This is a genomic window from Massilia paldalensis, from assembly GCF_044901715.1.
In the GTDB taxonomy this organism is placed as follows: domain Bacteria; phylum Pseudomonadota; class Gammaproteobacteria; order Burkholderiales; family Burkholderiaceae_D; genus Telluria; species Telluria paldalensis.
The window spans coordinates 132,965-158,880 of the sequence record NZ_JBJCIU010000001.1; the positions used below are offsets into that span (position 1 = coordinate 132,965).

At 66.8% G+C, this 25,916-nt stretch carries 21 protein-coding genes; 17 read left to right on the forward strand and 4 right to left on the reverse strand.

Annotated elements, in window-relative coordinates; genetic code table 11:
- Positions 1-80 precede the first annotated feature (80 nt).
- The gene (locus ACI1V7_RS00595) at positions 81-980 is read left to right on the forward strand and encodes an NAD(P)/FAD-dependent oxidoreductase (RefSeq protein WP_404529855.1); all 900 of its coding nucleotides are present in this window, start codon (positions 81-83) and stop codon (positions 978-980) included.
- Positions 981-1,055: 75 nt separating this feature from the next.
- Here the strand turns inward: ACI1V7_RS00595 and ACI1V7_RS00600 are convergent, their stop codons facing one another.
- A complete protein-coding gene (locus ACI1V7_RS00600; protein WP_404529856.1) occupies positions 1,056-4,241 on the reverse strand; it encodes an Rne/Rng family ribonuclease in 3,186 nt (1,061 codons plus the stop codon).
- 909 nt (positions 4,242-5,150) lie between these two features.
- Between ACI1V7_RS00600 and ACI1V7_RS00605 the strand changes: the two genes are divergently transcribed.
- The 4 genes from ACI1V7_RS00605 to ACI1V7_RS00620 are packed head-to-tail and all read left to right on the forward strand — an operon-like array spanning position 5,151 to position 8,306.
- On the forward strand, positions 5,151-6,191 hold the full coding sequence (locus ACI1V7_RS00605; RefSeq protein ID WP_404529857.1) for an RluA family pseudouridine synthase: 1,041 nt from the start codon (positions 5,151-5,153) through the stop codon (positions 6,189-6,191).
- Positions 6,192-6,239: 48 nt separating this feature from the next.
- Positions 6,240-6,899 (forward strand): HAD-IIIA family hydrolase, encoded by a 660-nt coding sequence (locus ACI1V7_RS00610; protein WP_404531515.1) that lies wholly within the window; start codon positions 6,240-6,242, stop codon positions 6,897-6,899.
- On the forward strand, positions 6,896-7,285 hold the full coding sequence (locus tag ACI1V7_RS00615) for a Rieske (2Fe-2S) protein (RefSeq protein ID WP_404529858.1): 390 nt from the start codon (positions 6,896-6,898) through the stop codon (positions 7,283-7,285). The genes ACI1V7_RS00610 and ACI1V7_RS00615 overlap by 4 nt, the downstream gene beginning before the upstream one ends.
- 16 nt (positions 7,286-7,301) lie before the next feature.
- Entirely contained in the window at positions 7,302-8,306 is a 1,005-nt protein-coding gene (locus ACI1V7_RS00620; protein ID WP_404529859.1) for a S49 family peptidase, read from the forward strand.
- Positions 8,307-8,535: 229 nt separating this feature from the next.
- On the opposite strand, the gene ACI1V7_RS00625 is transcribed toward ACI1V7_RS00620, so the two are convergent.
- Complete coding sequence (locus tag ACI1V7_RS00625; protein ID WP_404529860.1) at positions 8,536-8,853, reverse strand: hypothetical protein; 318 nt, start codon at positions 8,851-8,853, stop codon at positions 8,536-8,538.
- A 242-nt stretch (positions 8,854-9,095) separates the two neighbouring features.
- Here ACI1V7_RS00625 and ACI1V7_RS00630 point away from each other — a divergent pair, with 242 nt between their 5' ends.
- The 3 genes from ACI1V7_RS00630 (at position 9,096) to ACI1V7_RS00640 (ending at position 12,416) form a co-directional block, all read left to right on the forward strand.
- Entirely contained in the window at positions 9,096-9,812 is a 717-nt protein-coding gene (locus ACI1V7_RS00630; RefSeq protein WP_404529861.1) for a pseudouridine synthase, read from the forward strand.
- A 425-nt stretch (positions 9,813-10,237) separates the two neighbouring features.
- The gene (locus ACI1V7_RS00635; RefSeq protein WP_404529862.1) at positions 10,238-11,380 is read left to right on the forward strand and encodes a phospholipase A; all 1,143 of its coding nucleotides are present in this window, start codon (positions 10,238-10,240) and stop codon (positions 11,378-11,380) included.
- Between the two features lie 49 nt (positions 11,381-11,429).
- Positions 11,430-12,416, forward strand: a complete 987-nt coding sequence (locus tag ACI1V7_RS00640; RefSeq protein ID WP_404529863.1) for a fumarylacetoacetate hydrolase family protein — start codon at positions 11,430-11,432, stop codon at positions 12,414-12,416.
- A gap of 15 nt (positions 12,417-12,431) precedes the next feature.
- On the opposite strand, the gene ACI1V7_RS00645 is transcribed toward ACI1V7_RS00640, so the two are convergent.
- Positions 12,432-13,598, reverse strand: a complete 1,167-nt coding sequence (locus tag ACI1V7_RS00645) for a hypothetical protein (protein ID WP_404529864.1) — start codon at positions 13,596-13,598, stop codon at positions 12,432-12,434.
- A 138-nt stretch (positions 13,599-13,736) separates the two neighbouring features.
- Here ACI1V7_RS00645 and rfbB point away from each other — a divergent pair, with 138 nt between their 5' ends.
- The 5 genes from rfbB (at position 13,737) to ACI1V7_RS00670 (ending at position 19,148) form a co-directional block, all read left to right on the forward strand.
- The gene (rfbB, locus tag ACI1V7_RS00650) at positions 13,737-14,795 is read left to right on the forward strand and encodes a dTDP-glucose 4,6-dehydratase (protein WP_404529865.1); all 1,059 of its coding nucleotides are present in this window, start codon (positions 13,737-13,739) and stop codon (positions 14,793-14,795) included.
- Entirely contained in the window at positions 14,796-15,683 is an 888-nt protein-coding gene (rfbD, locus tag ACI1V7_RS00655; protein WP_404529866.1) for a dTDP-4-dehydrorhamnose reductase, read from the forward strand. It begins immediately after the preceding gene.
- A gap of 17 nt (positions 15,684-15,700) precedes the next feature.
- Positions 15,701-16,579, forward strand: coding sequence for a glucose-1-phosphate thymidylyltransferase RfbA (rfbA, locus tag ACI1V7_RS00660; RefSeq protein ID WP_404529867.1), 879 nt, complete (start codon positions 15,701-15,703; stop codon positions 16,577-16,579).
- Between the two features lie 11 nt (positions 16,580-16,590).
- On the forward strand, positions 16,591-17,145 hold the full coding sequence (rfbC, locus tag ACI1V7_RS00665; RefSeq protein ID WP_404529868.1) for a dTDP-4-dehydrorhamnose 3,5-epimerase: 555 nt from the start codon (positions 16,591-16,593) through the stop codon (positions 17,143-17,145).
- A 365-nt stretch (positions 17,146-17,510) separates the two neighbouring features.
- Complete coding sequence (locus ACI1V7_RS00670; RefSeq protein ID WP_404529869.1) at positions 17,511-19,148, forward strand: methyl-accepting chemotaxis protein; 1,638 nt, start codon at positions 17,511-17,513, stop codon at positions 19,146-19,148.
- Between the two features lie 8 nt (positions 19,149-19,156).
- On the opposite strand, the gene ACI1V7_RS00675 is transcribed toward ACI1V7_RS00670, so the two are convergent.
- Positions 19,157-19,579, reverse strand: a complete 423-nt coding sequence (locus tag ACI1V7_RS00675; RefSeq protein ID WP_404529870.1) for a hypothetical protein — start codon at positions 19,577-19,579, stop codon at positions 19,157-19,159.
- A gap of 245 nt (positions 19,580-19,824) precedes the next feature.
- Here ACI1V7_RS00675 and flhB point away from each other — a divergent pair, with 245 nt between their 5' ends.
- The 4 genes from flhB (at position 19,825) to ACI1V7_RS00695 (ending at position 25,907) form a co-directional block, all read left to right on the forward strand.
- Complete coding sequence (gene flhB / locus ACI1V7_RS00680; protein ID WP_404529871.1) at positions 19,825-21,003, forward strand: flagellar biosynthesis protein FlhB; 1,179 nt, start codon at positions 19,825-19,827, stop codon at positions 21,001-21,003.
- 173 nt (positions 21,004-21,176) lie between these two features.
- On the forward strand, positions 21,177-23,315 hold the full coding sequence (flhA, locus tag ACI1V7_RS00685; protein ID WP_404529872.1) for a flagellar biosynthesis protein FlhA: 2,139 nt from the start codon (positions 21,177-21,179) through the stop codon (positions 23,313-23,315).
- 344 nt (positions 23,316-23,659) lie between these two features.
- Positions 23,660-25,108: a flagellar biosynthesis GTPase FlhF gene (gene flhF, locus ACI1V7_RS00690; RefSeq protein WP_404529873.1), complete on the forward strand. Its 1,449-nt coding sequence runs from the start codon at positions 23,660-23,662 to the stop codon at positions 25,106-25,108.
- Positions 25,101-25,907 (forward strand): MinD/ParA family ATP-binding protein, encoded by an 807-nt coding sequence (locus ACI1V7_RS00695; RefSeq protein WP_404531516.1) that lies wholly within the window; start codon positions 25,101-25,103, stop codon positions 25,905-25,907. The genes flhF and ACI1V7_RS00695 overlap by 8 nt, the downstream gene beginning before the upstream one ends.
- Positions 25,908-25,916: the final 9 nt, after the last annotated feature.

A 25,916-nucleotide genomic window follows, 5' to 3' on the forward strand; every position in this document is an offset into this window, starting at 1 on the left:
GCATTCCGACGACGCGTTTTCTGGCCAGTGCATGCGTGCCTGCCGGCGGGCAGCGTTCGTCTTTTTGAAAGGAGAAACCCATGTATGACGTCATCGTCGCCGGCGGCAGCTATGCCGGCATGGCCGCCGCCCTGCAGCTGGTGCGGGCGCGCCGCAAGGTCCTCGTGATCGATGCCGGCCGCCGGCGCAATCGCTTCGCCCGTGTCTCGCACGGCCTGTTGGGGCAGGACGGCCGCAGTCCGGACGCGATCCACGCCGAAGCCAGGGCGCAGCTGAGCGCCTACCCGGACCTGTCGTGGCGCGAAGGCCGGATCGCCGAGGCCGCGCGCGACGCCGACGCCGACGCCTTCATCGTGCGCACCCAGGGCGGCGCCGTGTTCCGCGGGCGGCGCCTGATCCTGGCGACCGGTGTGAGCGATCGCTTGCCCGACGTCCCGGGCCTGGCCGAGCGCTGGGGCGATACCGTCGCCGCCTGCCCGTATTGCCACGGCTATGAATTCGGGCTCGGGCGGCTGGGCGTGCTGGCGGCGGGGGAATTGTCGCTGCACCACGCCTTCCTGGTCCCGGAATGGGCATCCAGCACGGTACTGTTCACGAACGGCATGCTGGCGCCGACTGCTCAGCAACTGGAGCAACTGGCGGCGCGCAATGTTACGGTGGAAGACGCGCCAGTGGCGGAAGTGTTCGGCGACAAGGCATCGGTACGGTTGGGCGACGGCCGCACGGTCGCGCTCGACGGCCTGTTCGTGGCCCCCCGCATCGACCAGGATCCGCTGGTGGCCCGGCTCGGCTGCGCCACGGCCGACGGTCCGATGGGCCCCTTCATCCAGACCGACGACGTCAAGATGACCACGGTGCCGGGTGTGTTCGCCTGCGGCGATGCGGCGCGCATGATGGCGAGCCTGTCGCTGGCGATCGCCGATGGGGCGCTGGCCGGCATCGGGGCGCACCGCTCGCTGGTGTTCGAAGGTATCGCCTGAGCCTGGCGCGACGGACCATGAAAAAGGGGAAGCCGCGGCTTCCCCTTTTTGCATCACTGCCTCGTCAACGCAGGATTACTGGCGCGTATCCACCTGGATCAGCGGTTCGTCCACCGGCGGCGGGGCCGGCTTGCGGGTGCGGCGCGGACGGGCCGGCGCTTCCGCCTGGGCGGCGGCGGCTTCCTGGGCGGCGCGCAGCTTTTCCGGGTCGGTCGACGCCAGTTGCAGGCCGGCGGCGGCCAGCACGTCGCTCATGTCGGCCGGTGCGGCAGCGGGAGCCGGTGCCGGAACGGATGCGGGTACCGGAGCCGGTGCCGGTGCCGATGCTGCGGGCTCGACCGGCTTGGCGACGGGCGCCGGCGCGGCGACCGGGGTGGCCTCGGCAACCGGCGCGGCGGCGACGGCAGGAGCCGGAGCCGGTACCGGCGTCGTCTCGACCGGTGCCTGGGCGGCGCTGGCATGCGCCACGGCGGCGGCCACCGATTGCGAGGTCGGGAACGGCCACGGACCCTTGGCGGCGGCCGGGGCCGGCGTCGGCGCCATAGCCGAAGCGGGGGCAGCAGCCTGCGCGGCCTTGGCCCTGGCGGCCGCGGCCTGCTCGGCGGCTGCCTGTTCGGCAGCGGCTTGCTGGGCGGCGGCCTTGACGGCGGCAGCCTTCACCGATTCGCTGGTCGGGAACGGCCACGGACCCTTGTCGGCAGCAGCCTTGGCCGGCTTGCCTTCCGCTTTGGCGCGGGCGGCCCTGGCTTCGGCCTGCACCTTGGCGGCTTCTTCGTCGGCGACCGGGGTGAACACCGGGGTCGCTTCGCCTTCGATGCCATCCTGCTCCATGCCCTCGACCTGGTCGCGGTCGCGGCGGTTGCGGTTGCGGCCACCACGACGGCGGCGGCGGCGCGGCTCGTCGCCCTGGGCGTCGTCCAGCTCCTCGCCCGGCACGCCGATCGCCGTCACCGACTTCACGACTTGCTCGCGGATGATTTCCTGCTCACCGTTCGGGCCCGTGGCGGCCACGGTGATCGTCGTCGCGGAGGTGGCCTGGACGATGTCCAGTTCCTCGGCCTTGGCTTCCACGGCCTGGGCGCGTTCGGTGCGCTCGCCGCGTTCGGCACGCTCGCGCGGCTGGCGCGGCGCGCGTTCCGGACGTTCGGCGCGTTCCGGGCGCTCGCCACGCTCGGCGCGTTCGCCACGCTCGGCGCGGGCAGCCGGTGCGGCGCCCTCGACGGCTTGTTCACGCGGCTCGCGGGCTTCGCGCGGCGGACGCTTCTCGCGCGGCGGGCGGGCCGGCTTGGTCTCGAGGTCGGCCGGCTTGGCGCCTTCCTCCGTCGTCACGCCCTTGGCGAGCTGGTCGCGGTCCTCGCGTTCGGCACGCTGTTTGCCGCCTGCATTGCCGTTGCCGGCGGCGTTACGGCCATTGCGCGGACGCTGGCCACGGCCGTTGCGCTCGCCGCGCTCGGCGGCGGGTGCCGGTGCGGCCGGCGCGGCAGGTGCCGCGGCCGGTGCCGGCGCCGGGGCGACGGACGGGCGGCCGAAGAAGAAGTTGCGCAGCTTGGCGAAGAAGCCTTCCTCGGCCGGCGGCAGCGGGGCCGGGGCCGGCGCGGCTGCCGGTGCGGCGGCCTGCGGCTTGGCCGCTTCGCTGCGGTCGACCATCGGCGCCGGCTGGGCCGGGGTGATGGTCTTGACGACGGCTTCCTGGCGCGGCTTGGCTTCTTCCTTCTGGCGCTTGGAGAACGCCATGTCGGTCTCGGCCGTCTCGGCCAGCGTGTAGCTGGCGCCGGCGTCTTCCAGGCGCGGGTCGTCGTGCTTGATGCGCTCGAGCTTGTAGTGCGGGGTCTCCAGGTGCTTGTTCGGCACCAGGATCACGGTGATGCGGTGGCGGTTCTCGATCTTGAGGATCTCGCCGCGCTTTTCGTTCAGCAGGAAGGCGGCGACGTCGACGGGCACCTGGACGTGGATGGTGGCCGAGTTTTCCTTCATCGCCTCTTCCTGGATGATGCGCAGCACCTGCAGGGCGGACGATTCCGTATCGCGGATGTGGCCGGTGCCCGAGCAGCGCGGGCAGGTCACGTGCGAGCCTTCCGACAGCGACGGACGCAGGCGCTGGCGCGACAGTTCCATCAGGCCGAAGCGCGAGATCTTGCCCATCTGGACGCGCGCACGGTCGTGGTGCAGGGCATCCTTCAGGCGCTGTTCGACTTCGCGCTGGTTCTTGGCGACTTCCATGTCGATGAAGTCGATGACGATCAGGCCGCCCAGGTCGCGCAGGCGCAGCTGGCGCGCCACTTCGTCAGCGGCTTCGCAGTTGGTGTTGAAGGCGGTGGTCTCGATGTCCGAGCCGCGCGTGGCGCGGGCCGAGTTGACGTCGATGGAGACCAGGGCTTCCGTGTGGTCGATGACGATGGCGCCGCCCGACGGCAGCGGCACGGTGCGCGAGTAGGCGGTCTCGATCTGGTGTTCGATCTGGAAGCGCGAGAACAGGGGCACGTCGTCGCTGTAGCGCTTCACGCGGTGCACCATGTCGGGCATCACGTGGCTCATGAACTGGTGCGCCTGGTCGTAGATCTCGTCCGTATCGATCAGGATCTCGCCGATATCGGGCTGGTAGTAGTCGCGGATCGCGCGGATGACGAGCGAGGATTCCTGGTAGATCAGGAACGGACCCGGGGCCGACTTGCCGGCGCCTTCGATCGCGCGCCACAGCTGCATCAGGTAGTTCAGGTCCCACTGCAGCTCTTCGACGTTGCGGCCGATGCCGGCGGTGCGGGCGATGACCGACATGCCTTGCGGCAGGTCCAGCTTGTCCATCGTCTCGCGCAGCTCCTGGCGTTCCTCGCCTTCGACGCGGCGCGATACGCCGCCGCCGCGCGGGTTGTTCGGCATCAGGACCAGGTAGCGGCCGGCCAGCGAGATGAACGAGGTCAGGGCGGCGCCCTTGTTGCCGCGTTCTTCCTTCTCGACCTGGACCATGATTTCCTGGCCTTCGCGCAGGGCTTCCTTGATGGTGCAGTTGCGCACGTCGACGCCGTCGCGGAAATAAGAGCGGGCAACTTCCTTGAAGGGGAGGAAGCCGTGGCGGTCTTCGCCGTAGCTGACGAAGCAGGCTTCGAGGGAGGGTTCGATGCGGGTGATGACGCCTTTGTAGATATTCGATTTGCGCTGCTCGCGGCCAGCGGTTTCGATATCGATGTCGATCAGTTTCTGGCCGTCGACAATCGCTACGCGCAGCTCTTCTTGCTGCGTAGCGTTAAACAACATACGTTTCATTTTTATTAACTCCGCGACCCGTGGGCCGTGTCATTGCCATCCTTTGCAGGACGGCGCAGGTACAGGGATGTACGCGGGGAAGGAGTGTTGGCGGGGGTATGCCCGGGGCATGGCACGGCTGGGCCGGCCACAAGGGCGCCGATGGCATCGAACCTGATTGTCGCGCGCATGAACGTCCCGGCAAGATCCCGTGGCCCGATCGGGGCGGCACGCAGACCGTGGGGAAGGTGCGGCAAAGAGCCTGACCTGCAGCAGAAGGATGAGGCGGCAGCGGCCAGGCGATTGTCAGCCTTGGTTCCACATACCGTCGCATGCCGTCTGCGAAATCTCTGCAACCTGCTTCCTGCATGGTGGCGGAGACGCTTGTTGCGGAGCGCGCACTCGTGCGCCGTGCTCGCTGCATGGCAGCCGCATTCCCCGAACTCATGTATCCCACCACGTGCCGCTCGCAACGGCTTCAGAGACTCCTGCATCGGTCGGGCGAAAACGACAAGCGTTATCGACGCCATCACCCGGCAAGCCAGCTTGTCGGACACCTGAGGTGCCATTACGCCGGCTTGCCGGTACTTATCCTGATAAATCCAAACAATCCAATCCTGCAGTCCTGTGCGCAACCCGATTGCAACAGCGGTGCAACCCTGGCCGGCACAGAAATGTGCATACACGTTCTGGAACCGCGCAAAACCTAGCTGCGCTTTGCCTTACGGGCTGGTGAAGCCTGTCCTGCTACCAGCATGACAGCGCTTTCAGGCCGATCCGGCCGCCGCTCGCGAAGGCTTCTTGCGATTCCGCTTTTTTCCATCGAATTTGCATTTTGGCGAGGCCGATGGAGACGCCCCTGTGTAAAATATCGTTTTAATTCTTACACCTGCAGAGGTTTGACCGCCGCCTGTCGATTATATATTCAAAATGAAGGACTTAGAGAGAATTTCTGGCAAGACAAAGCGAACGGCCTTGCAAAACGATGTCGTTCCCCCTTCATCGCAGACGGATCACCGCCCCGCAGCAGCCGCCCAGTTTGTCACAATCGCCGAAGAAGACGCCGGACAGCGTATCGATAACTACCTGTTGCGTGTTTGTAAAGGCGTCCCCAAAAGCCATATTTACCGCATCCTGCGTTCCGGCGAAGTGCGCGTGAACAAAGGCCGCATCGATCAACTGTACCGCCTGGTCGAGGGCGACCTCGTGCGCATCCCGCCGATCCGCATGGCCGAGCGCCCGGCCGGCCCGGCCCCCGTGCCGGGCACGGAATTCCACGTCGTGCACGAGGACAGCCACCTGCTCGTCATCGACAAGCCGGCCGGCGTGGCCGTGCACGGCGGCTCCGGCGTGTCCTACGGCGTCATCGAGCAATTGCGCGCCGCCCGCCCGGACGCCAAGTTCCTGGAACTGGTGCACCGCCTGGACCGCGAGACGTCCGGCCTGCTGCTGATCGCGAAAAAGCGCTCGGCCCTGACGAACCTGCACGACCAGATGCGCGACGGCACGACGGACAAGCGCTATTTCGCCCTGGTGGCCGGCGACTGGAAGAATGCGCGCCAGCACGTGCGCCTGCGCCTGCACAAGTACAACACGGCGGAAGGCGAGAAGCGCGTCGTCGTCGTCCCGGAAGGCGGCCAGGAGGCGCACACGATCTTCAACCTGAAACGCAAGTGGAAGGAATTCGCCCTGCTCGAGGCCGAGCTCAAGACGGGCCGCACGCACCAGATCCGCGTGCACCTGGCGTCCTCCGGCTTCCCCATCGCGGGTGACGAGAAATACGGCGATTTCGCGCTCAACAAGCAGCTTCAGAAGGCAAACGACGAGCGTGGGGCGCTGCGCCGCATGTTCCTGCACGCCTGGCAGATCACGTTCGCCCACCCGGAATCGGGCCAGCCGCTGACCTTGCAGGCACCGCTGCCGCCGGAATGCGAGCGATTCTTGGTAAGCTTGGGACAACCTATTCAATAATGCATCGCCGCACAGGCGGGAACGAGGAGCCGGCGTGTGCCGGGAGACATGGCAAGAAAGTTATTCGACCTGATCGTCTTCGATTGGGACGGTACGTTGATGGACAGTACCGCCACGATCGTCAAATGTATCCAGTCCGCCGCCCGCGACCTGGGCCTGGCGGTTCCCAGCGATGCAGCCGCGTCCCACGTGATCGGGCTGGGCATGTCCGAAGCCATGCAGGCGGTCGTGCCCAACCTCGATCCGGCGCTGTATCCGCGCATGATAGAGCGCTATCGCTACCATTTCCTGACGAAGGACCACGAACTGGTGTTGTTCAAGGGCGTGCACGCCATGCTCGAGGATTTGTCGCAGCAGGGCTATTTCCTGGCCGTGGCGACGGGCAAGAGCCGCGTCGGCCTGAACCGTGCGCTGAACGCGGCCGGGCTCCTGTCGATGTTCGACGCCACCCGTTGTGCCGACGAGACATTTTCCAAGCCACACCCGGCAATGTTGCAAGAATTGACAAGAGAGCTGGGCCAGGACATGCGCCGCACCGTTATGATCGGCGACACGACGCATGACTTGCTGATGGCCAACAATGCGGGCGCGTCCGGCATCGCGGTCGAGTACGGTGCCCATCCCTTGCAGCAACTGCAGGCATGTGAGCCGATCTTTACCGCAAAGAGCGTGCCCGAACTCCACCAGTGGCTGGTCGAGAACGCATGAGCGGCACCGGCATCTATGTATGCGAAGCGGCCGACCTCGAGGACGGCGGCAAGGGCGTGCGCTTCGCGGTCCGCGCGTTCGGTGCAGATGCGACCGGGTTCGCGGTGCGTTACGAGGGAAAGGTCTATGCCTACCTGAACCGCTGCGCCCATGTCCCGGTCGAGCTGGACTGGTTCAAGGGCGAGTTCTTCGAATCCGGCAAGACGCACCTGATGTGTTCGACGCACGGGGCGATCTATGCGCCGGAGACGGGCGCCTGCGCCGGTGGCCCATGCCGGGGCGGCAAGCTGCGCCCGATCGCCGTCCACGAGGAGGGCGCGCGCGTGTACTGGCAGCCGGACCAGCATATCGAGGCGCCGGCCGCCCAGGATGGGCAAACAGGCTAAACATCACCAGGGATTTATGAGCGACGACACCAGGCACGACCCTCAGGGCGAGCAGCTCCGCGCTGCGGCACCGGCCACCTTCGACAACTGGGAACGGGAGACCCTCGAGCGCCTCGTGTTCGCCACCGTGCGCGAGCAGCGGGCCGCCCGGCGCTGGAGCATCTTCTTCAAAATCTCGTTCCTCGTGCTCGCATTCTTCGCGATCTGGGCATATTTCGACTTCAACTTCAGTGGCACGGACGCCGACGCGATGGGCCGCCATACGGCCCTGATCGAGATCGACGGCGCCATCGACACGGAAGGCAGCGGCTCCGCCGACAGCGTGATCCCGTCGCTGGACAAGGCTTTTGCCGACCCCGGCTCGGCGGCCGTCATCCTGCGCATCGACAGCCCGGGCGGCAGCCCGGTCCAGGCCGGCATGATCGTGGACGAGATGTTGCGCATGAAGAAGCTGTACCCGAACAAGCCCCTGTACGTGGTCGTGGACGAGATCTGCGCCTCGGGCGGTTACTACATCGCGGCGGCGGCCGACAAAATCTTCGTCAACAAGGCGAGCATCGTCGGCTCGGTCGGCGTCTTGATGGATGGCTTCGGCTTCACGGGCCTGATGGACAAGCTCGGCGTCGAGCGCCGCCTGCTGACGGCCGGCGAGAACAAGGGCTTCCTCGATCCGTTCAGCCCCCAGACGGACAAGCAGAAGCAGCACGCCTTGTCGATGCTGAGCGAAATCCACCAGCAATTCATCGCCGTCGTGCGTGCCGGCCGCGGCAAGCGCCTGAAGGAAACGCCGGAGATCTTCTCGGGCCTGTACTGGACGGGCGCGCGGGCCGTGGAGATGGGCCTGGCGGATGGTTTCGGCACCGTCGACACGGTCGCCCGCGACGTGGTCAAGGCCGAGGACATCATCGACTACACGGCGCACGAAGGCTTGCCGGAACGCGTGCTCAAGAAATTCGGTGCCTCGGTCGGCGCCGGCGCCGTGCACTCCATCTACAAGGGCGCAGTACCTGCCTTGCGTTGAGTGCTGGTGGAATATTGAGCGGTTTCGATATTTGCCTTGAAACTCGCGTGCCGTCGACTATAGTTGGTGTGTGATCGGTTCGAAGTCGGCAGGAATCCGGTTCATGCCATGTCGAACGGTGACAGACCCGCATGCGTGCGGTTTAGAGAGAACGCCATTCCTCGAGCTGGTATCCCCCCGTGGGACGGAAACGACGGCGCAAGCCGTCGTTTTCATTTGTGGACGGCGTTCAGCGTGGCAAGGGACAGACGAAGGTCGGATCGTCGCCCTCGTGCAGGGGACAGCGCCGCAGTTCCGGCAGTGCCTGGTGAAAGCCGCCATCCTCGAACCACGATTGGAGCGCGCGCTGCGCATGGTCGAACCAGGCAGCGCGCAAGGGCTTGTTTTCGGCGGCGAATACATGGGGAATGTCGCCGCCGCGGGTCCAGCGCGCCAGCGCCAGGCGGGTGGGGAAGAGCGCGGCATGTTCCCACGCCACTTGCGCGTTGCGGCTTGTGGCCGCCGGCGCAAGGGGGATGTTGCGGTATTGTTTTTTTTCGATCTGCACGTTGGCCTCGTTTCGGTTGATAATCGTCGGCGTCAGTCCTACAGAGTCTCGGTTGGTAGTCCTACACTCAGTAGATGTAGGTCGATTCCTAACGCGGGATTCAGTGTAGCAATGGCTTTTTCGTGTCCCTTGAGGTGTGTCAAACGAGTTCTTGCTCCGAATTGAAACGCCGAGTTTCGCGCATCTCGTAAATACGGTGTTGGAATTTTGCCGGGCTGCAGCCATCTGTTACAGTGGCGCCTATGAGCAAACTTTCCCTTGACCGCGTGCTGCAATCACAGGGCTTTGGCACGCGCAAGTACTGCCGTGCCTTGATCGAAGACGGCGACGTCGCCATCGACGGCGAAGTCCAGACGAGCTACAAGACCCTGGTGGAGACCGATGGCCTGGTCCTGACCGTCTTCGACGAAGAATGGGTCTACCGCGAACACGTGTATATCGCCTTGTACAAACCGGCAAACTTCGAGTGCTCGCGCAAGCCGAGCCACCACCCGGGCGTCCTGACCCTGTTGCCGGAACAATTTACTTGGCGCGAAGTCCAGCCTGTCGGCCGGCTCGACCACGACACGACGGGGCTGCTGCTGATGTCGGACGACGGCCCCTTCATCCACGCCCAGTCCTCGCCCAAGCGCCACATTCCCAAGGTCTACCAGGCGACGACGCAGGAGCCCGTAACCCAGGCGCTGGTCGACGAGCTGCTGGCGGGCGTGCAATTGCACGATGAGCCGGCGCCATTGGCGGCCCTGCATTGCGTGCAGCGCGGCGAGCACCAGCTCGAGATCGTGCTGGAACAGGGCAAGTACCACCAGGTCAAGCGCATGCTGGCGGCGGCCGGCAACCATTGTGCGGCGCTGCACCGTTCCCAGGTCGGCGGCCTGACGCTGGAAGCGCTGGGCCTGAAGGAAGGCGAGTGGTGCTTCCTGGAGCCGGCCCAGCTGGACCTGCTGGTCCCGGGCTGACGTCGCCACCCGCCGGTTTCCTCCTCCGTTTCTCATCCAGCGGCCGCGCCATGCGGCCGCGCCTCGCGATGGCCCAGGACGGCGCTGCAGGACGGCACCGGAGCACGGTGTCACGAGACCGCGCTTCAAGGGCGTAACTTCAGGCTAGCTCCAGGCCGCACTTCAAGACCCTGCTTCAGACCACACTGCATGAGCGCACTGAACGAGCGCACTGCATGAGCGCACTGAACGAGCGCACTGCATGAGCGCACTGCATAAGCACAATGCATGACCGCGTCTTGCGGCCGCCGTGCCGTCTTCCCTCCCGCCGTGCCACGGCGCCGCAGCCACTCCATTGGCGTGCGACATGCGCCACGATTTTCCGCGACACTCTCGTCCAGCTCTTGTCAAAGTTGCACAAGACCTAGATCAACTTCTAAGAAACCATGTCCGCGACCCACACCCGACTCCTTGCGCTTCTCCCCCTTCTCGTCCTGAACCCCGCTTTTGCCCAACAGGGCGCGGCGCCGCTGGCCGCCTGTACCGGCATCGCGGACGCGGTCCAGCGCCTGGCCTGCTACGACCGCGCCGCCGGCGTAGGCCAGGGCGGCCCGAGCGCCAACGTGCCGGCCGTCCAGGCCGCGCCGGCCGGCGTGGCCGGCGTCACGCCCAGCGCCGTCGCCGCCACGGCCGGCAGCGCCACGCAGGCATCGACCACGCCGCAGCCGGGTTCGGCCGCCGCGCGTACCGATCCGGAAGTCGAGGCCGCTCTCGATTTGTCCCCGGACCGCCTGCGCGGCTTCAGCCTGTCCGACCACTGGGAACTGGACCAGGGCGACAAGCGCGGCATCTTCAATTTCCGCCCGCACAACGTCAATTACCTCATGGTGACGCGCACGGCGCATCCGAACAACGAACCGTACCGGCCGTTCCGCGACATTTCCGACCTGGCCACCGATTTGTCGCATTCCGAACTCGTGTTCCAGCTGAGCTTCAAGACCAAGCTGGTCGAAAGCACCTTCGGCAAGCCGGTCGATATCTGGTTCGGCTACACGCAGAACAGCTTCTGGCAGGCCGGCAACCGCAAGGCGTCGAGCCCCTTCCGCGAGACCAATTACCAGCCCGAGCTCATGGCCGTGACGCCGCTCGACTTCAATGTACTCGGCATGCGGGCGCGCTTCCTTAACCTGGGTATCGTGCACCAATCGAACGGACAGGCGTCGACGTTGTCGCGCAGCTGGAACCGCGTGTATGCGCAGCTCGGCCTGGAGCGGGGCGGCTGGACCGTGAGCGGCCGCGTCTGGAAGCGCATCAACGAAGCCGCCGACGACGACAACAACCCGAACATCATCGACTACATGGGGCGCGGCGACCTGAACGTCACCTACCGCAACAACGGCCACGATTATTCCGCCCTGATCCGCCGTAACTTCTCGACCGAGAAGGGCGCCGTGCAGCTGAGCTGGGCGTTCCCGCTGGCCGGCCACTTCAAGGGCTACGTCCAGTACTTCTCCGGCTACGGCCAGAGCATGATCGACTACGACTACTACCAGAACTCGGCCGGCATCGGCATCCTGGGAACGTTCTGACCTCCCGGGCGGCCGGGTACAATGGCGGATCGATTGTCCGATTTCCGCCATGAAGCTAGCCACCCTCAACGACGGTGCGCGCGACGGCCAGCTGGCCGTCGTGGCGCGCGACCTCAAGACCGCCCACATCGCGGACGGCATCGCGCCCACGCTGCAGGCCGCGCTCGACGACTGGGCCTTCATCGCCCCGCAGCTCGAGGCGCTGTACGCTGAATTGAACGCCGGCCGCGCGCGCCGTCCGTTCGACTTCGACCCGGCGCGCTGCATGGCGCCGCTGCCGCGCGCCTTCCAGTGGGCCGACGGCTCCGCCTACGTCAACCACGTGGAACTGGTGCGCCGCGCGCGCGGCGCCGACATGCCGGCGTCCTTCTGGGAAGAGCCGCTGATGGTTCAGGGCGGCAGCGACGACCTGCTCGGCCCCATGGACGACATCGTGCTTGCGCACGAGGAGTGGGGCATCGACTTCGAATCGGAAGTGGCGGTCGTCACGGGCGACGTCGCAATGGGCGCCACGCCCGACGAGGCGCTGCGCCAGGTGCGCCTCGTCATGCTGGCCAACGACGTCTCGCTGCGCAACCTGATCCCGCCGGAACTGGCGAAAGGCTTCGGCTTCCTGCAATCGAAGCCGGCGACGGCCTTCTCGCCGGTGGCCGTGACGCCGGACGAACTGGGCGAGGCCTGGCGCGACGGCAAGGTACACCTGCCGCTGCGCTCGACCTGGAACGGCCGCCTGGTCGGCCAGCCGGATGCGGGCACCGACATGGTCTTCAATTTCGCGCAGCTGGTCGCCCACCTGTGCAAGACCCGCAACGTGCGGGCCGGTTCGATCGTCGGCTCGGGCACCGTGTCGAACCGCGATGCGTCGCGCGGTTACTCGTGCATCGCCGAGCAGCGCAGCCTGGAGACGATCGAGACCGGGGAGCCCGTGACGGCCTATATGCGGTTCGGCGACACGATCCGCATCGAGATGCTGGACGAGAAGGGCAAGTCGATCTTCGGCGCGATCGAGCAGACGGTCAGGAAACTGGAACGGTGACGAGAACGGAGCGGGTCAGCGCCCGTTCCAGAAATCGTCGCCGACGGCATTGCCGCGCAGGTCCACTTCGACCGGCCGGCCGATGCGGCGCAGGGCGTCGGCGCGCAGCACCGTGCCGTCCGGCGCGTGCAGCCGGTACCACAGGAAGGCGACGCCGGACAGGCGCACGCGCTGGCCCGTGAAGAGGCCGTCCTTCACGATGCTCAATCCCTCCAGGCGCAGGTCGACGTCCAGCACCAGCATGGCGTCCGTCCGCGCCGCATAGCCCAGGTAGCGCGCCGCGTTGTACAGCGGGCTCCGGTCGCCCGCTTCGCCGGCCCGCAGCGACTCGATGAAGGCGTCGACGCTTTTCAGGACCGCGCCGGCGGCGGCGCCTACGGCCGCCAGCGTCTTCTTCTCGTCGCCCTTGGCGCCGTCCGCGAGCTGCTGCACGATGGCGACGCGGCCGGCGAATTCGCCGCGCGTGCTCCCCAGCCGCCGCACGCGCGTCAGCAGGGCGTCGTAGCGTGCCCGGTCCAGTTCGCCGAGATAGCCGCTGCCCAGGCCGCCGATGCGTGCCGGGCACGTGCGTTGCAGCATGGTCGCGAACAGGGCGCGGGCGCCGTCGCCGTAGGCCAGGCCTGCGGCCGCCACATTGGTCTTGAACAGGCCCGCCACGTCGGCCGCCGCCTTCAGCGTGGCGGGGACGACGGTCAGTACGGTGAACACGGCGGCGCCCGCCTGCGTGGCCCGCGGCAGGCGGGCATCGATGAAGGCCTGCAATTCCTCGTTCTGCCGGACGAGGTTGGCATCCAGGCGGGCGATGGCGTCGTCGAGGAGGCGCGCGGCCAGCATGCCCTGGGTGGCGGCGGGATCGTACAGCACCGCGGGACGCTCGGCCGGCAGCACGGCGCAGACCTCGGCCGCCAGCTGCTGCGCCAGGTCGAAGGCGCGGACGAGGCCAGCCGCGCCCATATCGCCCACATTGCTGGTGCCGGCCAGCGCCTTCGACGTCGACGGCGGCAGGCGGGCCAGCAGCTCGGCCCGTTCGGCCTCGGCGATCGCCGCGCGCGCCTCGGCTTCGCGCGCGCGGGCCTGGGCCTCGGCCAGGCTACCGGCCGCCATTTCCTGCCGGGCGTGCGCCGCCGTGTTAACCACCAGCGCAGCCGCCAGCAGGCATCGTACGAAGAGGCTAATGCGCATTCCCTGGCTTCCCATGGAGGGGACGAAGGCGATATTCTTGCAGGGCGATGGTTGCAAGAAGTTGAAAATGCGCAACTTTCGCGCGAATCTGTATAGTGGCGGGTCCGGCGGCACGCGCCGGCCATGAAGGAGTAGACGATGATTGTGGTCACGGGTGGTGCCGGCTTTATCGGCAGTAATTTCGTGCTCGACTGGTGCGCGGGCACCGACGAGCCGGTGGTGAACCTGGACAAGCTGACCTATGCGGGCAACCTCGCCAACCTGGCGGCGCTGGAAGGCGACGCGCGCCACGAATTCGTGCGCGGCGACATCGGCGACTTCGAGCTGGTGCGCACGCTGCTGCGCACCCACCGCCCGCGCGCGGTACTGAATTTCGCGGCCGAGAGCCATGTCGACCGCAGCATCCACGGGCCCGGCGACTTCATCCAGACGAATATCGTCGGCACCTTCCAGCTGCTGGAAGCCGTGCGCGAGTACTGGGGCATGCTCGAGGGCGAGGACAAGGCCGCCTTCCGCTTCCTGCACGTGTCCACCGACGAGGTCTACGGTTCCCTGGAGGCGGACGATCCCGCCTTCCGCGAAACGGACCGCTACGCGCCCAACAGCCCGTACTCGGCCAGCAAGGCGGCCAGCGACCACCTGGTGCGCGCCTATTGCCATACCTATGGCTTGCCGGTGCTGACGACCAATTGCTCGAATAACTACGGTCCCTATCACTTCCCGGAAAAACTGATCCCCCTGTGCATCCACAATGCGCTGGCCGGCAAGCCGCTGCCCATCTATGGCGACGGACGGCAGGTGCGCGACTGGCTGTACGTGAAGGACCATTGCGCGGCGATCCGGCGCGTGCTCGAGGCGGGCCGCGTCGGCGAGGTCTACAACGTGGGCGGCTGGAACGAGAAGGCGAACCTGGACGTCGTCCACACCCTGTGCGCGATCCTGGACGCGTTGCGGCCGCGCGCCGACGGCCGCTCTTACCGGGAGCAGATTGCCTTCGTCACCGACCGTCCCGGCCACGACCGCCGCTACGCGATCGACGCGGGCAAGCTGGAGCGCGAGCTCGGCTGGAAGCCTGCGGAAACCTTCGAGACGGGCATCGAGAAGACCGTGCGCTGGTATCTCGACCACCAGGACTGGGTGCAGGGCGTGACGAGCGGCGCCTACCGCGACTGGACGCTGCGCCAGTACGGGGCCTAGATGAACATCCTGCTCACCGGCAAGGACGGCCAGCTGGGCGCCGAACTGCGCCGCGCGCTGGCGCCGCTGGGCGCGGTGACGGCCACGGGCCGCGCCGAGGCCGACCTGGCCGACGCGGACGCACTGCGCGCGCTGGTGCGCCGCGTGCGGCCGGACGTCGTCGTCAATGCCGCCGCCTACACGGCCGTCGACCGCGCCGAGAGCGAGCGCGACCTGGCCTGGGCCGTGAACGCCGTGGCACCCGGTGTGTTGGGCGAAGAGGCTGCACGGCTGGGCGCGCTCGCCGTGCATTACTCGACCGACTACGTGTTCGACGGCGCCAAGGAGGGCGCCTACACGGAAGACGACGTTCCCGCGCCCCTGAATGCCTACGGGGCCGGCAAGCTGGCCGGGGAACGGGCGCTGGCCGCCGCGGCGCCGCGCCACCTGATCCTGCGCACGGGCTGGGTGCTCGGCGCCCACGGCGCCAATTTCGCCAGGACGATGCTGCGCCTGGCGCGCGAGCGCGACAGCGTGCGCGTGGTCGCCGACCAGTACGGCGCGCCGACGCCGGCGGCGCTGCTGGCCGACGTGACGGCCCAGCTGCTGCGCCGGTACGCGCGCGAAGGCGCCGAACATTTCCCTTACGGGACGTATCATGTGGCGTCGTCCGGCGTCACCAGCTGGCACGGCTATGCCCGCCACGTGCTGGCCGCGGCGCTGGCCGCCGGCCACGCGCTGGCCGCGACGCCGGACCGCGTGCTGCCCATCAGCACGGCGGACTACCCGACGCCGGCGCGGCGCCCGGCCAACTCCCGCCTCGACACCACCCGGCTGCGCCAGACCTTCGGCCTCGTGCTGCCGCCCTGGCAGGACGGCGTGGACCGGGTGCTGGCCCATCTTCTTTGAACGTTCGAAAGACCATCATGTCCGACACCACACGAAAAGGCATCATCCTCGCGGGAGGGTCCGGCACCCGGCTGTATCCGGTGACCCAGGCCGTCAGCAAGCAATTGATGCCCGTCTACGACAAGCCGATGGTGTACTACCCGCTCAGCACCCTCATGCTGAGCGGCATCCGCGACGTGCTCGTGATCAGCACGCCGGAAGACACGCCGCGCTTCGCCGAACTGCTGGGCGATGGGAGCCGCTGGGCGATGAACATCCAGTACGCCGTGCAGCCATCGCCGGACGGGCTGGCGCAAGCCTTCCTGATCGGACGCGATTTCATCGGGCGCGACCCGAGTGCGCTGGTGCTGGGCGATAACATCTTCTATGGCCACAACCTGGCCGGGCAATTGCTGCGCGCCAGCGCGCGCACGGACAGCGCGACCGTGTTCGCCTACCACGTGCAGGATCCGGAGCGCTACGGCGTGGTCGAGTTCGACGGCGACCACCGCGCCATCAGCATCGAGGAAAAGCCGCGCGTGCCCAAGTCGAACTATGCCGTGACGGGACTGTATTTCTATGACAACGACGTGTGCGACATCGCCGCCGACATCAAGCCCTCGGCGCGCGGCGAACTGGAGATCACGGACGTCAACCGGCGCTACCTCGAGGCGGGCCGGCTCGACGTGGAAATCATGGGGCGCGGCTTCGCCTGGCTGGACACGGGCACGCACGACAGCCTGCTGGAAGCGGCCAGCTTCATCGCCACCCTGCAGAAGCGCCAGGGCCTGCAGGTGTCCTGCCCGGAAGAGATCGCCTACCGCCAGGGCTGGATCAGCGCGGCGGACGTCGAGAAGCTGGCGGCGCCGCTGGCGAAAAACGGCTATGGTGCCTACCTGCTCAGCCTGTTGAAGTGAATGCCCCCGCCATGCCGTACACCGCTACCCGCACCGCGATCCCCGACGTCCTGATGCTCGAACCCCGAGTGTTCGAGGACGATCGCGGCTTCTTTTTCGAAAGCTTCAACGCGCGCGATTTCCGCGCGGCGACCGGCCTGGACGTGACGTTCGTGCAGGACAACCACAGCCGTTCGGGTCCCGGCGTGCTGCGCGGCATGCATTACCAGGTCGACCATGCCCAGGGCAAGCTGGTGCGGGTCGTGCGCGGCAGCGTGTTCGACGCCGTCGTCGACCTGCGCCGCGCCTCGCCCACGTTCGGGCGCTGGGTCGGCGCCGTCCTCAGCGCGGACAACCGGCGCCAGATCTGGGTGCCGCCCGGCTTTGCCCACGGCTTCGTCGTGCTGGGCGACGAGGCCGCCGAATGCCTGTACAAGACCACCGACTACTGGTATCCCGAGCACGAGCGCTGCCTGCTGTGGAACGATCCGGCCGTGGGCATCGCCTGGCCCGTCGCCGGCGTGCCGACGATGGCTGCCAAGGATGCGGCCGGCCTGCCGCTGGGGCAGGCCGCCTCGTTCGACTGAGCGCGCCGCAACCGTTGGCAAAGGCATATTCCTGCCATTATTTTCGTTGTTGTGCGGCAACGATTGCGGGTTTTTTCGATTTTACTTCGCCGCGAAACGGCAGAGTTGCCTACACTGGCCGCATGTACTGACAAAGCAGTTCGCTCCACACGACACCTCGTCGGCGCCATCTCGTCCGACCGTCGTCGCTGTCGGCCATCCAAGACACCGATGGCCGCCATGCCGCCACCACCGATGATCCATGACGGTGGCGCCTGGCCGCTACAGCCCGGTCTCGCTCAACCTTTGCGATCGCCCACCGGTTCCCGTCCGGGAGCCGACATCCATGCGTTTGTCAGGTAATCCCATCGTGCCGGAGGTAGTGAATGAACTTGTTTAAACATATGAGGATCGGTACCCAGCTGACGCTGGGATTCGGCATCCTGACGGTCTTGATGCTGGTGATGGTCACCGTGTCCATCGTCGGCCTGTCATCCATTCGCAACGCGTTCGAACGCCAGCACACGGCCAACGAATTGCACCTGAAACCCCTGTACGCGGCGCGCGAAGCGCTGGCGCAGACGGGGCTGGCCGCACGTAACGCCTATATCTTCACCGACGAAGGAAAGGCGCGCAACGAACTGGATCTCGTCGACCAGCAGAAGGCGCTCTACCTGGCCTCGCTCGACAAGATGACGCCCGCGTTCGCCGGCAATCCCCAGTTCGAGAAAGTCCGCAGCGGGCTGCTGGCCATGGCCAGCGCGCTCGAGCGGCCGCGCAAGTACCGCGACGCGAAGGACATGGAGGGCTTCGGGAAATTCCTCGTCGAGGAGTGCAGCCCGCTGCGCCACCAGATCGTGGCCGACATCGCCGTGCTCGTGAAGGAAGCGGAGCACGAGGTGACGCAGGCGGAAGCGTCGTCGCAGCATGCCGAGGAGATCGCGTACCGCTGGTCGATCGCGCTCGCCGTCGCCGCCGTCGTGCTGAGCGTCCTGGTCGCCACCACCATCACGCGCCTGCTGCTGCGCCAGCTGGGCGGCGAGCCGGCATACACGGCTGCCGTCGCCAACCGCATCGCGCAGGGCGACCTCGCCACGGCCGTCGACGTGCGCGCGGACGACCGTGCGAGCCTGCTGTTTTCCGTGAAGACGATGCGCGACAGCCTGGCGTCGATCGTCGGCCAGGTGCGCCACGGCGTCGATGCGATCACCCATGCCTCGTCCGATATCGCGCACGGCAGCAGCGATTTGTCCTCGCGCTCCGCCACCCAGGCATCCTCGCTGGAACGCATCGCGTCGGCGATGGAAGAGCTGACGACGACGGTGCAGCAGAACGCCGGCAATGCCAAGCAGGCCAACACGCTGGCGCAGTCGGCATCCACGGTGTCGCAGGAGGGCGGGGCGGTGATGCGCCAGGTGACGCATACGATGGCGGCCATCAACGATTCGTCCAAGAAGATCGTGGACATCATCTCGGTCATCGACGGCATTGCCTTCCAGACCAATATCCTCGCGCTGAACGCGGCCGTGGAGGCGGCGCGCGCGGGAGAGCAGGGCCGTGGCTTCGCCGTCGTGGCGACCGAGGTGCGCAACCTGGCGCAGCGTTCCGCCGGCGCCGCCAAGGAAATCAAGACCCTGATCGAGGATTCCGTGGGCAAGGTCGACATGGGTTCGGAACTGGTCGACCGCGCCGGATCGACGATGCAGACCCTCGTGGAAAGCGTGCAACGCGTGACCGAAATCATGGAAGAGATCAGCATCGCGAGCGCCGAACAGAGCCAGGGCATCGGCGAAGTGAGCAACGCGATCGGCGAAATGGATGGCATGACCCAGCAGGACACGGCGCTCGTCGAAGAAACCTCGGCGGCGGCGCAGGAACTGAAGGAGCAGGCCTCCAGCCTGGCCAAGCTGGTCGGCCACTTCAAGATCGACAGGGCGGACGGCACGCACGCTGCCTTGTCCGCACCTGGCGGGCGGGCGCGCGTGCCCGGCGCGTATCCGGAGGCACGCCTGGCCGGCAACTGACTGCCAGGCTAGGGCGCGGTGCCATGCACCGCGCCCTGCATCGTGCTGGACACCGCGCCATGTGCCATTGCCGGTCCTGGCGCTTCCTCGAGATCGACGGCGACGACGTTGCCGTTCCCGTGCGGCCGGAAGTGCAGCGTGAAGCTGTCGTCCTCGGCCCGGAACGTTGCCGGGCCCGTGCGCGCCACGATCACCTCCTCATGGCCATCGAGCCGCGCCCGGATCCTGTACGCGCTGCCCGTCATCGTCAGCAGGCGTCCTCCCGGAAAGGCGTACTGGCCCCTGATGTCGTCGAGCCCTACCTGCACGGCCGGCACATCGCCGTCCAACTTTGCCTCTTCCGCGTGCGCGACCTGGACCGCCGCGCACAGAAAGCACGCCGCGATACATTGCCCCCACGCGTGTGTGCCCCGCAATGATGCATTGTTCATAAGCCATCTCCATGACGATGTTGTTCAATATGACTTCTCGCTTAAGGTATCGTTAACTTCCATTGGATGGCAATATAAATTTCCATTGAATGGAATGCGATGGCGTCTGGGTTCTTCAGCGGGCAATACGTGAGCTTGGACAAGCGGACGGCGCAAAAATGCGCGCTCTTTCCCGCGCTGCTTTTCGAATGGCCCGAGGGCAACATCTGGAATAATGCCCACCTGAATTCAACGGGGGAGCAGACATGGCGGAAGCAGGCGGCCAGGACAAGACCGAACCAGCATCAGAGAGACGGCTCAAGCAGGCACGCGAGAACGGCGACATTCCCCGTTCGCGCGAAGTCGCCACGTTCGTCGTCCTGATGACGGCCGGTGCCGGCCTGTGGATGCTGGGCGGCGGCCTCGTCGAGAAGCTGACGACCACGCTGCACCGCGGCCTGGCGCTGGACCGCGAGCAGATCCACAACCCGGCGCTGCTGTTCGAGCGCATCGGCAGCGACGTCGTCGGCGTGCTGCTGGCCTGCCTGCCGCTGGCCGCCGCCGTCATGCTGGTGATGGTGGCGTCGCCCCTCGTCATCGGCGGCTGGAATTTCTCGTCCAAGGCCTTTGTGCCGAAATTCGGGAAATTGAACCCGATCAGCGGCATCGGCAACATGATTTCCAAGAACGCGCTGGTCGAGCTGCTGAAGGCGGTCGCCAAGACGCTGCTGGTCGGCACCGTCGCCTGGGTCGTCATCATGGGCCAGAAGGACGCGCTGATCGGCCTGGCCGTCGAACCCGTCGGCACGGCCGCCCCGCACCTGGGCGGGCTGCTGGCCAAGGCCTTCCTCGTCATGGTGGGCGCGCTCGGTGCGATCGCCTTGCTGGACGCCCCGTACCAGCTGTGGCACTACGCCGACAAGATGAAGATGACGCGCCAGGAAGTCATCCAGGAATCGAAGGAATCGGACGGTAATCCCCAGATCAAGGGCAAGATCCGCCAGCTGCAGCGCGAGATGTCGCGCAAGCGCATGATGTCGAACGTGCCGACCGCCGACGTGGTCGTGACCAACCCGACCCACTTCGCGGTGGCGCTGAAGTATGCCGAAAACGGCCGCGGCGCCCCGCGCGTGGTGGCCAAGGGTACCGACGCCGTGGCGGCCAAGATCCGAGAAATTGCCAAGGAGAACAAGGTCGCGCTGCTGGAAGCGCCGGCGCTGGCGCGTGCGTTGTACAAGCACACGGACATCGACGACGAGATTCCCGAGGCGCTGTACTCCGCCGTCGCCGAGGTGCTGGCCTACGTCTATCAGCTGCGTGCCTACAGCAAGGGCACCACCGAGCACTACCCGGACCGCCCGACCAGGCTGCCCGTGCCGCCGGAAATGGACCCGTTCAATCCGGCATCGCAGAAGGCGGGTACCCCGCCGGGCAATCTGCATTGATTCCCGATGGCCGGCGCCTGGCGCCGGCCATTTTCGCGCCCGCGCACGAAATAGGGCGCTTTTTCCCGTCTCTTCCCCGAATGGTTTCCTCTGGGCATCAGCAATAATGTTGTGCCTGGGTAAGCTATTGCCGCTTGCCGACACCTACAACGCACACCGACGACGGAGCACGCATGAACGGATTCAAACTGCCAGGATGGATGGGAGCGATCACCGCGCGCGGCAATGCGCTGGCGGCCCCGATCCTCATCATCCTGCTGTTGTCGATGATGATCCTGCCGCTGCCGGCATTCGCGCTCGACCTGTTCTTCAGTTTTAATATCGCGATGTCCGTCATCGTGCTGCTGACGGCGCTGTACACGGTCAAGCCGCTCGACTTCATGGCCTTCCCGGCCGTGCTGCTGGTCACCACCATGCTGCGCCTGGCGCTGAACGTGGCCTCGACCCGCGTCGTGCTGACCGAGGGCCACACGGGCGGCGCCGCGGCCGGTAAAGTGATCGAGGCGTTCGGTCACTTCCTGATCGGCGGCAACTACACGGTCGGCCTGGTCGTGTTCATCATCCTGACCATCATCAACTTCACCGTCGTCACCAAGGGCGCGGGCCGTATCGCCGAGGTGGGCGCACGCTTCGCCCTGGACGCGATGCCGGGCAAGCAGATGGCGATCGACGCCGACCTGAACGCCGGCCTGATCGGCGAGGACGAAGCCAAGAAGCGCCGCGCCGAAACCGCCCAGGAAGCGGAATTCTACGGTTCGATGGACGGTGCCTCGAAATACGTGCACGGCGACGCCGTCGCCGGTATCCTCGTGACGGTCATCAACGTCATCGGCGGCCTGATCGTCGGCATGGTCCAGCACGACATGGCCTTCGGCGACGCCGTCAAGAACTACACGCTGCTGGCCATCGGTGACGGCCTGGTCGCGCAGATTCCCTCGCTGATCATCTCGATCGCGGCCGGTATGGTCGTCTCGCGCGTCGCCAGCGACAAGGACGTGGGCGACCAGGTCATCGGCCAGCTGTTCTCGAAGCCGATCGTCATGTACATCACGGGCGGCATCATCGGCGGCATGGGCCTGATCCCGGGCATGCCGAACCTCGTCTTCCTGCTGCTGGGCAGCGCCCTGATCGGTATCGGTTACCTGCTGGAGAAGCGCCAGAAGAACGGCCCGTCCCAGGAAGCGGCCCGTGCCGCCGGCGGTGCGGCGGGCGGTGCGGCCGGTGCCCAAGGCGCGGCCGGCGGCGCGGCGGCCGCGACGGCGCCGGCCGAGCAGGAAGAGGCGAGCTGGCAGGACGTCATGCCGGTCGACACGCTGGGCCTGGAAGTGGGCTACCGCCTGATCCCCCTGGTCGACAAGGGCCAGAACGGCGAACTGCTCAAGCGCATCAAGGGCATCCGCAAGAAGTTTGCCCAGGAAGTGGGCTTCCTGGCCCCGCCCGTGCACATCCGCGACAACCTGGAACTGAAGCCCTCGGCCTACCGCATCACCCTGAAGGGCGTGGAAGTGGGCAGTGGCGAAGCGATGAACGGCCAGTTCCTGGCGATCAACCCGGGCATGGCCAGCGGCACGCTGCCGGGCCTGGTGACCACCGATCCGGCCTTCGGCCTGCCGGCGATCTGGATCGACGCCGGCCTGAAGGACGAGGCGCAGAGCATGGGCTATACCGTGGTCGATGCCGGCACCGTGATCGCCACTCACCTGAACCACCTGATCACCACCCACGCGGCGGAACTGCTGGGCCGCATGGAAGTGCAGGCACTGCTGGACCACCTGGGCAAGGAAGCGCCGAAGCTGGTCGAGGACCTGGTGCCGAAGGTCGTGTCGCTGTCGACGCTGCAGAAAGTGCTGCAGAACCTGCTGAACGAAGGCGTGCACATCCGCGACATGCGCACCATCATCGAAACCCTGTCGGAACACGGCGGCAGCACCCAGGACGCCAACGACCTGACCACGCTGGTGCGCATCGCGCTGGGCCGCGCCATCGTCCAGCAGCTGTTCCCGGGCACCAACGAGCTGTCGGTGATGACCCTGGACAACCGCCTCGAGCGCCTGCTGGTGCAGGCCCTGAACGCCGGCGGCGACGGCACCGGCATCGAGCCGGGCCTGGCCGACACCATCGTCCAGCAGGCCGCCAACGCCTCGCAGCAGCAGGAAGCCATGGGCCTGACTCCGGTGCTGCTGGTGCCGGGACCGCTGCGCACGCTGCTGTCGCGCTTCCTGCGCCGCGCGCTGCCGCAACTGAAGGTGCTGTCGCACTCCGAGATCCCGGAGTCGAAGACGATCCGCGTCACGAGCCTGGTCGGCGCCTAAGGCAGGGCAGCGGTCAGGGCAGGGGTCAGAGTCCGGTGTTGCTGGTTGGACTCTGACCCCGGTGTGCTCGCCACCAGCATATGCGCTGCCAGGTCGGCATGTAATGCCCACCCTACGCAATATGAACGGCCATGCGACGTAGGGTGGGCACCACGTGCCCACCAAGCATGACCCGCATCATCCTATTCTCCCAAAACGGCCCGCACTGAAATAGGCCTTTTTCCCCTTCTTATTCCCCCGATCGTTTCCTCCTGGCATCGTCAATAATCCTATTCGTGATGAGCGCACTGCGCTCTTGAAATAGCCGACTAATCGACGAAGCGAAGTAACAGCGGAGAGCAACGATGAACGTGAAGAAATTTACTGCCCCTACGTCCCGTGAGGCCTTGCGCAAGGTGCGCGATGCCCTGGGACCGGACGCGGTCATCCTGTCCAACCGTCCGGTCGATGGCGTCGTCGAGATCCTGGCCCTGGACAACGACGACGTCGCGTCGCTGGCATCGCCGGCGCCGGACTCCGAGATGGCCGCGCCGCGCCCGCAGCTGAACCTGCGCCAGGACGATGCTCCTGCCGCCCCGTCCCGTCCGGCCCGCCCGGCAGCCCAGCAGGCCATGCCGCAGGCGCGCCAGCTGCTGGATCGCCTGTACAGCGCCCAGGAAGAACTGCCGGCCGCGGCTCCCGTGGTTGCTCCGATCCCTGCGCCGGCCGCACCCGAGACCTATGCCGAGCGCCGCGCCCCGCAGGCCGAAGCCCCGGCCATCGACATGAGCGCGATGACGGCGATGATGTCGGCCGCGATCGCCCAGGCCAAGGAATCGGCCGCCGCCGAGATGAACGGCATGATGAGCGAACTGCGCGCCATGCGCGGCATGATGGAAAGCCAGCTGGCCGAACTGTCCTGGGGCACGACCCAGCAGCGCGAGCCGCAAAAGGCGACCGTGCTGCGCGAGATGCTGGCGGCTGGTTTCTCGGCCAGCCTGGCGCGCTACCTGATCGACAAGCTCCCGGCCGGCAAGGATGCGGCCGAGGCGATGCGCTGGGTCAAGACCGTGCTGGCACGTAACCTGACCACGATGGCCAACGAAGACGCGATCCTGGACCGCGGCGGCGTGTTCGCCCTGGTCGGCCCGACCGGCGTCGGCAAGACCACCACCACCGCCAAGCTGGCCGCGCGCTGCGTGATGCGCCACGGCCCGGACAAGCTGGCCCTGATCACCACCGACGCCTACCGTATCGGCGGCCACGAGCAGCTGCGCATCTACGGCAAGATCCTGGGCGTGATGGTGCACTCGGTGAAGGACGAGGCCGACCTGCGCATCGCCCTGAAAGAACTGCGCAACAAGCACACCGTGCTGATCGACACCATCGGCATGTCGCAGCGCGACCAGATGGTCACCGAGCAGGTCGCCATGCTGACCAATAGCGGCGCCAACGTGCAGCGCCTGCTGTGCCTGAACGCGACGGCCACCAGCGAGACGCTGAACGAAGTGGTGCGTTCCTACCAGGGCAGCGGCCTGGCCGGCTGCATCATGACCAAGCTCGACGAAGCCGCGTCGATCGGCGGCGTGCTGGACGTGATGATCCGGCAGAAGCTGAACCTGCACTACGTGTCGAACGGCCAGCGCGTGCCGGAAGACCTGCACCTGGCCGACCGCGCGATGCTGGTGGACCGCGCCTTCCGCAACAAGCGCGACGCCGCCGCCCAGATCCAGGAAGCCGAGCTGCCGACGCTGATGGCCGGCGTGGGCAACCTGAACAACGACCGTTCGCTGCGCGAGGTGCATGTTGGCTAGTTTCGACTTCGACCAGGCCGAAGGCCTGCGCCGGATGCTGTCCGGCCCCAAGCCGCGCATCGTGACCTTCCTGTCGGCCACGCCGGCCGACGACAAGGGCGCCATGCTCGTGAACCTGGCCGCCTCGCTGGTCCAGTCCGGCCATGACGTGGTGATCGTCGATGCCTGCGAATACGACTACGGCGTCGCACGGCGCCTGGGCGTGGACGGTCGCGGCGACCTGCTGGGCGTGGCGCGCCAGGAGTGCGCGCTGAACCAGGTGATCCACCAGGTGCCGCAGGGCTTCTCGGTGGTCGAGATGGGCCACGGCGTGCGCTCGCAGGACGAGGCGCGCCGGCTGTCGACGGCCTTCGACGTGCTGGTCAAGCAGTCGGCCGGCAGCATCGTCATCGTGGACGGCGAATTCCTTGAACATGGCCATTTTCCGGTCGCCGCGATGACCAACTCCGAGATCGTCGTGCAGGTGTCGACCGGCGCGACGTCGATCACGAATGCCTATGCGCTGGTCAAGCGCCTGGCGCAGCACCTGGGCCGCCGTCCGTTCGGCATTCTGATCACGGGCGCAAGCGAAGCCGAGGCCAAGGTCGTATACGATAATATGTCATCTGCAGCAACTCGTTACCTGGCGGTAACGCTGAGCTCCATGGGCTCGGTCCCCGCCGACGAATACCTGCAGCGCGCCGCGCGCCTCGGCCGCGCCGTGGTCGATGCGTTCCCGCTGGCGGGGGCCTCGGTGGCGTTCCGCCGCCTGGCCGGCCGCTTCGCGGGCGCGGGCATGCAGCAGGGACGGGCCGCGTGAGCGGCGCGA